Here is a 2,434-nt window from a genome sequence, read left to right as displayed (position 1 = left end):
ACCTTTTTTAAGCACTTGTCTCCTTTCAAAGTATTTGAAAAAAGACTTTAACAGAACTAATCTGTTTCTTTAAGCTTTGGGTTGTAAAAACTACTTTTTAAGCAGCTTTCGAACTGCCTATTTTAGCACCGCGTCTGACAATTTGTGTGGCTTGATGCCATCCACTATAAAATTAAAGAGAATGGGAAGTATATCTCTAAAGCAGTATATACCATACTTGGCGTTGGACTAAGTGGTAAAAAAGAGATACTTGGATTATACTTATCTGAAAATGAAGGTGCTAACTTTTGGTTACAAGTTTTAACAGACTTAAATAATCGAGGAATACAAGATATACTCATAGCATCGGTTGATGGCCTAAAAGGCTTTCCTGAAGCGATAAAAGCTATTTTTCCAAAAACAGAAGTTCAACTGTGTATTGTACATCAAATTAGAAATTCCATACGATATGTTGCTTCTAAAAATCAAAAAGAGTTTATGAAAGACCTCAAACTTATCTATCGGGCTATCTCTAAAGAAGCTGCTGAAGTTGAATTAGATGGACTTGAAGAAAAATGGGGCTCTAAATATCCTATAGTTATTAAATCTTGGCGTAATAAGTGGGATAATCTCTCTGTATATTTTAAATATCCAGAAGACATACGCAGAGTTATTTATACTACAAATATTATAGAATCAGTCCATAGGCAGTTTAGAAAACTTACTAAAACAAAAGGTGCTTTTCCTAATGAAAACAGCTTATTAAAATTACTCTATATGGGTATTCAAAATGCATCTAAAAAGTGGACAATGCCTATTTGGAATTGGAGTTTAACACTTTCTCAATTGGTTATATTTTTTGAAGGGAGATTGGATGAAGCCTTAAATATATAATTTAAAAGCTCACTTTTCTTGTTCCATAATCCTTTAAGGTTTGTGGAACTTGAAAGTTTTGATTTAATTATCACTATCAGGAACATATAAAACTATAAGTAATAAGTATTAAACCCTATGTTTTATAAAAGTTTCATACAGTTCTTCAAATGCTTTCTCACTAGATTCTTCTACCCTTTTCATACGTTTTACTGCAGCAGAATAATCTTTATCATCCATCCAATAAGATATTGCTTCTTTAACACCATTATGAACATTTGAATGATGCTTGGTCAATGAGTTAAGCATCTGTGTTTCACCTTTAACTTGCTCTTGATTTGCTGCAAACCATTTTCCAAAACGACACTCATTTTCACCTTGAATTGTAGATGGACGGTCAGCATTTACAAAAGCCTTATATGCAAGAAGCTTAAATAAAATATGGTCAGCTTTACCATTTCCTATTCCTATTTCATTAGTAATATTTTTAGTTATTCTCGATATCGTTTCTGAGTTAGATATTACAAATTCTAACTCCTCAAAAAACTGATCTAAATTCTCATTTATTATATTACTATTTTCTTGGAATTTTTGAGTCGTATCAAGTATTTCAGAGGAGTTTTGTTTAAGCTGACCTATGTTTATTTCTACTTCCGAAGTAGCTTTTTGAGTACGCTCTGCTAGTTTTCTGACTTCATCGGCAACAACCGCAAATCCGCGACCATGGTCTCCTGCACGAGCTGCTTCAATAGCGGCATTTAACGCTAATAAGTTTGTTTGGTCTGATATATCTTTAATAAGGCTGATAATTTCATTAATCGCATCAACACTTCCATTTAAACTATCAGCACCTTGTTCTAGATTACCAGTCTCTTGGGAAATAGTTTCAATACTATTTAATAAACCATCTCTTTGAGATTTTACATTATCTATACGTCTACTAGTTCTACTGTTCATATCAGTAGCTTCCTCTAGTGCATCAACATTTTGTTGCATTATGTTTTGTAAAAAACCAACACCACTTTCATATGATTTAATAAGTAAGTCAAGAGCTTCCAACTTTGATTCAAGCTCTTTTGATGGATTAACATTGTCACTTACATCTGACTTAAGCTTATAGTTTTCATTTTCTAGCTCTTTGTTTTTCTCTTCTAAGCCAGCATTTATTCTTTCAAGTTCAGCTATTCTATTTAAGTGTTTTTGATTATCAAACAAACCCATATGAATCCTTTTTTTAAAATATATTGTATTATATCTACATATAATAAACCTTAATTATATGATTAAATAATATACAACAATATCTTATCTATTGACCTGTTTAGTATATATTTACGATATGATTTTAATTCTATCACTCACTGACACAAAATTCTGAACGGTCTCTTTTTTAGCTTTATCAAGAACAGTTAAAACTTCGTCTACCGTTGATATGTCATTTTTGTCAGACGCGGTGCTAAAATAGGCAGTTCGAAAGCTGCTTAAAAAGTAGTTTTTACAACCCAAAGCTTAAAGAAACAGATTAGTTCTGTTAAAGTCTTTTTTCAAATACTTTGAAAGGAGACAAGTGCTTAAAAAAGGT

1 protein-coding gene and 1 pseudogene are annotated in these 2,434 nt (G+C 31.5%); one reads left to right on the top strand and one right to left on the bottom strand.

The genetic code is table 11. The features are described 5' to 3' along the window. Nucleotides 1-144: 144 nt before the first annotated feature. A pseudogene (locus ABYK18_RS11940) lies at nucleotides 145-873 on the top strand (IS256 family transposase); the annotation flags it as partial. A gap of 108 nt (nucleotides 874-981) precedes the next feature. Here ABYK18_RS11940 and ABYK18_RS11935 read toward each other — a convergent pair. Beyond that, complete coding sequence (locus ABYK18_RS11935; RefSeq protein ID WP_373036902.1) at nucleotides 982-2,073, bottom strand: methyl-accepting chemotaxis protein; 1,092 nt, start codon at nucleotides 2,071-2,073, stop codon at nucleotides 982-984. Nucleotides 2,074-2,434: the final 361 nt, after the last annotated feature.

This window comes from Sulfurimonas sp. (assembly GCF_041563495.1).
Classification (GTDB): Bacteria; Campylobacterota; Campylobacteria; order Campylobacterales; family Sulfurimonadaceae; genus Sulfurimonas.
The sequence above is the reverse complement of the archived record's forward strand: the minus strand, read 5'-3'. Positions and strand labels throughout refer to the sequence as shown.